Genomic DNA, 8,406 nt, shown 5'->3' on the forward strand with positions numbered 1-8,406 from the left:
TCGCGTATTCGCTCGCGCGCGACGGCGACGTCCGGATCGGCATTGTGCAGCACGCGCACGGCGTCCCCGCGCCACGCGGACAGCACGTCGGCCAGCCGCTGCGCCAGCGCTTCTCCGCGGAACACGCCGCCGTTCAGCAGCAGGGTATCCGGCACGGGCAGGCGATCGTCATCGGGGATGCCCAGCGCCTCGCGCGCCGCCTGCGCGTGCTGGCGCAGGAAGCCCGCCAGATGGCGCGTGATGGCCGGGTCGCTCGCATACGGCAGGCCGAATTCGACGATGCCGGCGCGGGCGCGCTGCGGACCTTCCCGCGTGTCGTTTAAAGGGAAAAAACCGTCCAGCACGATGCGGTCGACGTCCGCCTTGGCGATCGTCGCGGAGCGGCTCGCGCCTCATCGGCGCCAGCCGCTGCCGAGCAAGGTGACGGTCACTTCATCCGGCGCGTCCGGCGCCAGCAACTGTTCCTTCGCGGCGCGGCAGCGTTCCGTCAGTTGCGCGAGGCGGCCGGCCGACAGGCGCTGGCTTTCGCCCAGGCGCGACTCGGCCAGGTGGGCGAGGGCGAGGTCCATGTTGTCGCCGCCGAGGATCAGGTGGTTGCCCACGCCGATGCGCGACAGTGCCGGTTCTCCATCCTTCAGCTCGACCTTCACGAGCGTGAAGTCGGTGGTGCCCCCGCCCACGTCGGCGACGAGCACGAGCTTCGCATCCGCGAGGTCGGCAGCCAGCGTGGTGCGATGGCGTTGCAGCCAGTCGTACAGCGCGGCCTGCGGTTCCTCCAGCAGGCGCACGTCGGACAGGCCGGCGAGGCGCGCCGCTTCCAGCGTGAGGGCGCGCGCGCCTTCGTCGAACGAGGCGGGGATCGTGAGGACGATCTGCTGCCGCTCCAGCGGCCTTGCGGGGTGCTGCGTATTCCACGCCGCGCGCAGGTGGGCGAGATAGCTGGCGCTCGCGGCCAGCGGCGAGACTTTCGGCACGTCGTCCGGCGCGCCCCACGGCAGGATGGGCGCCGTGCGGTCCACGCCCGGATGCGACAGCCAGCTTTTCGCGGAGGCGACGAGCCGGCCCGGCGACGCCGCGCCAAGACTCCTCGCGAGGCGGCCGGTGGCGACGCGTGCCACGCCGCCCACGTCCGGCTGTTGCCACGGCAATTGCAGCGCATCCGCCGCGAGCTCGCCCTCGAGCGGGTGGTAGCGGCTCGACGGCAGCAGCGGCGCCGTGCCCACTTCGCCGGGCGCCACCAGTTGCGGAATATCGAACGTGGCGACCTGCTCGGACCCCGCGTCGGCATACGCCAGCACCGTGTTGGTGGTGCCGAGGTCGATGCCGACGAGGGCTGGTTTGGTGCGGGTCACTGCTCGCTGCTGCGGACGTCGAACTCGACCTTCCAGCGCTGGCCTTCACGGGCCACGGCCACCAGTTCCAGCGTGCCCGCTTCCGTCGCCACGGCATGCAGCTTCACCTGCACGACGTCGCCCGGCGTGCGGCCTTCCGCCGGCAGCGTCGCCTGGATCTCGTTCAATTCCTGCAGCTCGTCCTGGCTCCACGACTCCAGCACGGTGCCGATCTGGTCTTGCCGGCGCACGGTGGAGCCGAAGAAGCGGAAGTGCACGGGCTCGCCCACGACGAGGCCGAATTCCTGGCCCGGCAGTTCCAGCTCGCTGCCTTCTTCCATGCCGAACGGCGCCACGCACAGCGCTTCCAGCGGCGGTTCGAAGCCGGGGATCGCGGGCATCGAGGACTCGACGCCGACGTAGTACGACCGGGCCGTGCCGCCGCGTATGCGCACGCCGCCGCCACGGCGCGCATAGCCGTAGTAGGCGGCGCCGCGCGCGACGGCGAGATCCAGGTCCGCGCCTTCCAGCATGCGGGCCGGTTCGGCGCCTTCCATGTACAGCCAGTCGTTGATGGTGTCCATCACGCGCCTGGCGAGGATGTCCGACTTGAACACGCCGCCGTTGAACAGCACGGCGCTCGGGTGCAGGAAGGTGTGCTCGGCATTCACCTTGCCGTTGAAGCCTTCCAGCTCCGCTGTCGCACCGGCCTGGCGGCCGAGGAAGGCAGCGAGGTGGCGCGTGATGGCGGCGTCCTGCGCGTACGGCAGGCCCACTTGCGTGAGGCCGGCGCGCGTGCGCGTCGCGGGACGTGCGGACGCTTCCACGCGCGGGAAGAAGCCGTCCGTGATGAACGTGGTGACTTCGTCGCGCGTGAGCTCCGTGCGGATCGAGCCGCCGATCAGCTTCGAGCCGCGGCTCGGCACCACGATCGGCCACGTGGTCGCGTTGGCGTCCGCCAGCAGGTGTTCCTTGGCGCCGCGGCAGGCGTAGGTGAGGGCGCGCATCTGCCAGGCGTCCAGCTGCGTGCCGTTCGCCTGCAGCTTGCGTGCGACGAGGTGGGCCAGCGCGAGGTCCATGTTGTCGCCGCCCAGCAGGATGTGGTCGCCGACGGCGACGCGGTGCGGTTCGAGGTTGCCGTCGCGTTCGAGGATGGCGATCAGCGAGAAGTCGCTCGTACCGCCGCCCACGTCGACGACCAGCACGATGTCGCCGGCTTTCACTTGCTTGCGCCAGCCGCCGCCGCTGCCTTCGATCCAGCTGTACAGCGCGGCCTGCGGTTCTTCCAGCAGCGTCGGGTTGCCGTAGCCGGCGCTGCGCGCGGCCTCTGCCGTCAGCTCGCGCGCGGCCGGATCGAACGACGCCGGGATCGTCACGGTGACGGCCTGCTGTTCGAACGGCGCGTCCGGATGCGTCGCGTTCCACGCGGCTTTCAGGTGCTCGAGGTAGCGGGTCGATGCGGCCAGCGGCGACACGCGTTCGACTTCTTCCGGCGCGTCGGTCGGCAGGATGGCGGCGCGGCGGTCGACGCTCGGGTGGCTCAGCCAGCTTTTGGCCGACGACACGAGGCGGATCGGCGTGCCGGCGCCGCGACTGCGTGCCATTTCACCCACGATGGGCGCGGCCTGGCCGTTCGTCCACGGCAGCGCCAGTTCGCCCGGCGCCAGTTCGTCCGGGTGCGGCAGGTACAGGAACGAGGGCAGCAGCGGCAGCGCTTCCACGGTGCCGGGCGCGCTCAGTTGCGGAATGCCCAGCACGCCCTGGTCGGCCTTCTCGCCATCGCTGGCCTGCAGGTCGACGTACGACAGCGCGCTGTGCGTCGTGCCGAGGTCGATGCCGATGGCGTAGCGGGCGTCGTTGGTCTGGATGTCGCTCACAGTTCCACCTCCGCCGGGGCGATGACGCTGGCATCGTGTTTATCCGCCAGCTGCGGCAGGCGCACGTCGCGGGCGCGCCAGCCGCGGTGCGACAGGGTGCCGGTGAACGGCGCCTTGCCGACGACGTTGCCGGTCAGGCGCACGCTGGCGGCGTCGAAGCCTTCCGGCAGCGTGATGCGCGTGCCTTCCAGCTCGCCGCGCACGGGTTCGATGGTGAAGTGCTCGCGCAGCACGCGCGCGCAGCCTTCGTGCACGAGACGGGCGGCGGCGCCGATGTCGGCGTCCGCATAGACCGTGATGTTTTCGTTGGCGAAGTCGATCAGGCGCGCTTCGCGCTGCAGGAGGCCCAGCAATTGCAGGGCCGCGTCCGGCGTGGCGATGCGTAATGGGGCCGATGCGGGGGCCGGTGCCGGCGCGGGCTTCGGTGCAGGCGCCGGTGCGGGAGCAGGTGCGGCGATCGGGCCGACCTGGTCGTCGCGCACGCGCGCGGCGAACTCGGCGTCGCCCAGGGTCTTGAAGAAGGCGCCGAAGGCAAGGGACAGCCGGCTCCAGAAGGATGGCAGGTTGGTCGGTTGGCTCATGTTCTTGTGGTGTCTGGTGCGTGGTTCAGAAAGGGCGCATGATACCAGTTAGACAGCATCTGGTTCGGGTTCGCCGCCCGCCGCACCCGCCAGCAGCGCACGTGCATACACGTCGAAATCGTCCAGCCCCCGCTTGATGATGGTCACCAGCGCGGGCAGCGGCGCGGCCTGGTGGTCCCATTCGGCGCGGCAGAATTCGCCCGTGCGCTTGAGGTCCTCGGCCAGTGCCGGCTCGATCCAGCCGTTGTCCGCCAGTAGCGTGATGACGTCGCGCTCGTCGTGCGCCGGGCCCAGGCCGCGGTCGGCCAGCACGTAATCGCCCATCTCGACGGCCGCTTCCCAGGCGCGGATCACGTTCAAGGTCGCCGCGTCCTGGCGCGTGATGTCGCCGACGAAGGTGGTCGGGTCCTTTTCGTATTCGTCGCGGGCGCGCTTGCAGCAGCGCTCGATGGTGCCCGTCTTGCTGACCAGCAGGTCGTGATCCATGTTGTTCCCTCGCTGCGGGACGTGGAGGGTCCCGTTCCAGCTAATACGTTACAACAAGAACAACACAGCCGCCGCACAAGTGGGCGCAAGCGCACCCAGCAGCAGGCCCATGGCCCCGATCGACTCGTCGTTGAAGCCGCGCCGCAGCAGGGCGACGCCGGCCGGATTCGGCGCATTGGCGATGACGGTCAGGCCGCCGCCCGCCACCGCGCCCGCCACCAGCATGTATTGCGCGCGCTCGGACAGCCCGGCGATCAGCGAGCCGAGGTAGGTCAGCGCGGCGTTGTCCGTGATCGCGGTGAGGCCCAGCGCCCCGAAGAACAGGGCAGTGGGTTGGAGTTTCGCGACGATGGGCTGCAGCCACCATTGCTGCATCCCGCCCAGCACGACGAGGCCGGCGAGGAAGAAGCCGACCAGCAGGCCTTCCTTCAGGATCAGCGGATCCTGGTAGCGCGGGTAGGCCTGGGTGATGCCGAGGAATAGTAAAAAAATGCCGGTGAACAGCACGGGATGGTGGGCCAGCAGCACGATGGCCGTCAGCACGCCCAGGTGGGTGAGCGTGACAAGAACCGGCATGCGCACGGGCGCCTCGCCCTCGATCGAGATGTCGAACGGGCGCAGGTGCGGGCGCAGCAGATACGTCACGACGCTGGCATTGGCCACGACGGCGATGACGGCACGCCAGCCGAAGTGCGCCAGCATGTGGACGCTGTCCCAGCCCCACGCGCCGGCCACCATCAGCACGGGCGGCGCGGCATACGACGTCAGCGTGCCGCCGATCGACACGTTGACGAACAGGACGCCCAGCGCCCCGTATTTCAGCCATTCCGGCATGCCGGGGCGGAACACGGACGGGGCCAGCATCAGCGCGGCGATCGTCATCGCGGCCGGTTCCGTGATCAGGGAGCCGACCAGCGGCACGAGTGCGAGGCCGAGCCACGTCTGCGCGACTTCCGTGCGCCGCCTCCAGCACGGGCCGCGACGCGGCCACCACCATCACGACGAACACGAACAGGGGCTCCGTGTAATGGCGCGATTCGGCGTAGTCGATGGCGGCGGCGCTGCCGTCGACGAAGGCCAGCGCGAGCATCAGCACGAAGGCCCAGAAGCCGAAGACGACCTCCACCTCGCCCAGCAGGTGGAACAGCCCGGCGTGGCGCGGATGGCGGTGCGCCAGGCCCTCGAAGAGGCGCGTGGCGAACGTGTGCAGCAGGGCGAGCACGAACAGGATCAGGGCGATCTTGTGCATGGTCGTGGTCATTGATGAGATCCTTATAAATAACTACGTCGTCCCCGCGAAGGCGGGGACCCAAGTTCTGCATGCATCGCGTCGGCGCGTGCAAATTGGGCCCCTGCCTTCGCAGGGGCGACGTTTTAACGCTGGCGACTCGGGTAACTTCCCAATTTCACCCGCAGTACGCGCGGCACCGTGGTGAAATTTAACCCGTAATCGGTCTGGTCGCCGTTCCATACGTGATGCAGCACCCAGTTGCCCGCGTCGTCGTAGCGGCCTTCCTCCACGCGCGCGAGCATGGCGCGCTTGCCGCTGCCCTCCGGCGCCGTGAAATCGATGCGCGCCATGCGGCCCGTGACCAGGTATTCGTCCGGGCCCAGCGCCGCGACCAGCACGCCGCCTTCGGAGCCCAGCGGATTCGCGGGCCGCGGCTTCATCCACGTCCAGTCCGACGCGCCGAACGTGCCCTTGTCGTAGTGGACGCGCGCCTTCCAGTTGCCGAGGTCCAGGTCGACGGGCTTGCGGTCGTCCGGTTCGCTCGCGCCCCAGACCTGGCCTTCGAACGCCAGCCGTGCCCAGATGCGCAGGATGGGCGCGACGAGGCGGTAGTTGCTGGCGAACGGTTCCAGCATGTCCCATGCATTTTTCGGGATCGCGGCCGGGTCGTTGGCCTCCTTCGTGAAATCGACGCCGAACGGCGCAAAGCCGATGCCGCGCCGGCCCATCACGTCGAACAGGTAGCGCGCGTAGGCGAAGGTGTGGCCCGTCTCGGGGACGAACAGCGGATTGTCCGGGCGGTCGTACAGTTTCAGTACGGCGTGGTATTTCGGCGTCTCGGGAAAATAGATGTCCGGGCCGATCACGTCGATGTGCGGCGCGCCGGCCTTCCACACGTCGATCACGTTGTCGGTGGGGCCGCCGGCCGAGTACGACGTCGGGTCCTGCGGCTTGAACGGATCGCGCAGCGCCACGTTGACGTACATCGGCAGGTCCAGTTCCGCCTTGCCGGCGGCGGCCACGGCGTCGGCGAAGCGCGCGATGTACCAGGCGTGGAACGCTTCGTCGGCTTCCTTGCCGAAGACCTCCGTCCACGTGCCGCCCGTGCGGCCGCGCGCCGTCAGCAGCGGCGCGGGCACCGGGCCGGCAAACAGTCTGTTCGCTTCCGGCGAGTGGTCGCGCGCGCTGCCGTAGGTGCCTGTCTCGTTCTCGATCTGGACCATGATCACTGTGCGCTGTGGATCCTTCGCGCGGATATGGCGCATCAGCGCGACGAAGGCGTTGCGGTCGGCGTCCAGCGTGGCCGGGAAGATCGGCGACAGCGAATCGCGCAGCTCTCCTTTCGCATCGACGACGCGCGGATAGCGGGCGTTGTCCAGCTTGATCCACGCCGGCGTATAGCTCGGCCCATTGTTCTTCCACGCGCCGAACCAGAGCAGCACGAGGCGCACGTCGTGGGTGCGCGCCTGCGCGAGCAGCAGGTCGAGGTAGCCGAAGTCGAAGGTGCCCGGTGCGGTCTCGATCTGTTCCCACGCGATGGGCACTTCCAGCGTATTGGCGCCCAGCTTGTCGATGGCCGGCCAGACGAGCGGCATCTGCGCGGGCCAGGCACTGGAATTGTTCACCTGCGCGCCCAGCATGAAGAACGGCTTGCCGTCCACCAGCAGCGCATGGCGCCCGTCCTTGTGCACGATCCGCGGCAACGGCGCGTCGAGGACAATGTCGCGGCCCTGGGCCGACCAGGCCAGGGCGGACAGCAGCAAGCCGGCCAGCGTCTTTTTCATTCGGTCTCCTGTCGTGGTGATTTTGAACATTGTCCCACGACAGGGGCCGTCTCAGCGCAGATGCGCGCGCAATCCGGTGACGCCGGGCACGACGTCGTCCGCCAGCACGTGCCGGTCCGGGTAGTCGCCGCCGTTCTGCGGCCGGTAGGGAATCGGCGCATCCGTGAACAGGGTGCGCATGCGCGCCGCCAGGCCGGCCTGCGCGCGTTCGACGCCCTCGGCATCGATGCGGCCCGCGCCATGCACGGCATACGTGGGCAGCACGTCCATGCCGGGGAAGAACAGCGTACCGTGCGTGATCGGGAACAGCAGTTCGTCGAGCTGGCCGTTGATGCCGCGCGGGCCGTAGTCCTCGGCCGGCCCGCCCATCGTCACGGACAGCAGCGCGCGTTTGCCCGCGAGGCCGCCTTCGCCGTAGCGGTAGCGGTTGCCGGCACCCTGGTAGCCGTAGGCGAGACCGTATGCCCACACGCGCTCGATCCAGCCCTTCATGATGGCCGGCATGCCGAACCACCACAGCGGGAACTGGAAGACGACGGCATCCGCCGCCATCAGCTTGGCCTGCTCGGCGCGCACGTCGTCCGGCTGCGTGCCGGTGCTGAACGCGTGGCCGGATTCGTCCACGAACGACAGGCGCTCGCGATCCTGCCGGTCGGGGAAATCGTGTTCGTCGTAGACGGCCTTCCAGCCCATGGCGTACAGGTCGGAGTGGATCACTTCATGGCCTTGGGCGCGCAGTCCGGCGCGCGCGGCCTGGACCATCTGCGCGGTGAGGGAATGCGGGTCGGGGTGGGCGTGTACCACTAAAACAGTCTTCATCGTCGTGCTCCGTGAATGTGATGAAGGCCATTCTGGCGCCAATCGTCACGGCCGGGAATGCCAGTCGGCTTTTGGGGTAGTATCCAAAAAATGGATATCAAGCGCATCGATTTCAACCTGCTCGTGACCCTGGACGCGCTGCTGGCCGAGCGCAGCGTGAGCCGCGCCGCGCAACGCCTGAACCTGAGCCAGCCCGCGCTGAGCGCCCAGCTGGCGCGCCTGCGCGAGATGCTGGGCGACCCGTTGTTCGTGCCGAGCCACCGCGGCATGACGCCCACGCCGCTGGCCCTGGGCCTG

General features: G+C 69.0%; 6 protein-coding genes and 2 pseudogenes. 1 reads left to right on the forward strand and 7 read right to left on the reverse strand.

Going from position 1 to position 8,406, the window contains the following annotated elements:
- From ACEN88_RS18805 to ACEN88_RS18835, 7 genes and pseudogenes are all read right to left on the reverse strand, one after another.
- Positions 1-1,388, reverse strand: a pseudogene (locus ACEN88_RS18805) (Hsp70 family protein); the annotation flags it as partial.
- Positions 1,349-3,208, reverse strand: coding sequence for an Hsp70 family protein (locus tag ACEN88_RS18810; protein WP_413341958.1), 1,860 nt, complete (start codon positions 3,206-3,208; stop codon positions 1,349-1,351). The gene ACEN88_RS18810 and the pseudogene ACEN88_RS18805, both read right to left, overlap by 40 nt.
- Entirely contained in the window at positions 3,205-3,789 is a 585-nt protein-coding gene (locus ACEN88_RS18815; protein ID WP_160410238.1) for a DUF2760 domain-containing protein, read from the reverse strand. Before ACEN88_RS18815 ends, ACEN88_RS18810 begins: the two co-directional genes overlap by 4 nt.
- Positions 3,790-3,837: 48 nt before the next feature.
- The gene (gene hepT / locus ACEN88_RS18820; RefSeq protein ID WP_413341960.1) at positions 3,838-4,275 is read right to left on the reverse strand and encodes a type VII toxin-antitoxin system HepT family RNase toxin; all 438 of its coding nucleotides are present in this window, start codon (positions 4,273-4,275) and stop codon (positions 3,838-3,840) included.
- A 48-nt stretch (positions 4,276-4,323) separates the two neighbouring features.
- Positions 4,324-5,536, reverse strand: a pseudogene (locus ACEN88_RS18825) (putative Na+/H+ antiporter).
- Positions 5,537-5,649: 113 nt separating this feature from the next.
- Positions 5,650-7,290, reverse strand: coding sequence for a DUF5597 domain-containing protein (locus ACEN88_RS18830; RefSeq protein ID WP_413341961.1), 1,641 nt, complete (start codon positions 7,288-7,290; stop codon positions 5,650-5,652).
- A 51-nt stretch (positions 7,291-7,341) separates the two neighbouring features.
- Positions 7,342-8,109 (reverse strand): NAD(P)H-dependent oxidoreductase, encoded by a 768-nt coding sequence (locus ACEN88_RS18835; RefSeq protein ID WP_413341963.1) that lies wholly within the window; start codon positions 8,107-8,109, stop codon positions 7,342-7,344.
- Between the two features lie 90 nt (positions 8,110-8,199).
- Here ACEN88_RS18835 and ACEN88_RS18840 point away from each other — a divergent pair.
- Positions 8,200-8,406: helix-turn-helix domain-containing protein (locus tag ACEN88_RS18840; RefSeq protein ID WP_413341965.1), on the forward strand; the 207-nt coding region annotated here is incomplete at its 3' end.

The organism is Massilia sp. CT11-108, assembly GCF_047302915.1.
In the GTDB taxonomy this organism is placed as follows: Bacteria; Pseudomonadota; Gammaproteobacteria; order Burkholderiales; family Burkholderiaceae_D; genus Telluria; species Telluria orientalis.

Excerpts from the sequence above, each read along its gene's own strand:
- ACEN88_RS18815 (WP_160410238.1), bottom strand. The coding sequence starts at position 3,789 with ATGAGCCAACCGACCAACCTGCCATCCTTCTGGAGCCGGCTGTCCCTT.
- hepT (WP_413341960.1), bottom strand. The coding sequence starts at position 4,275 with ATGGATCACGACCTGCTGGTCAGCAAGACGGGCACCATCGAGCGCTGC.
- ACEN88_RS18830 (WP_413341961.1), bottom strand. The coding sequence starts at position 7,290 with ATGAAAAAGACGCTGGCCGGCTTGCTGCTGTCCGCCCTGGCCTGGTCG.
- ACEN88_RS18835 (WP_413341963.1), bottom strand. The coding sequence starts at position 8,109 with ATGAAGACTGTTTTAGTGGTACACGCCCACCCCGACCCGCATTCCCTC.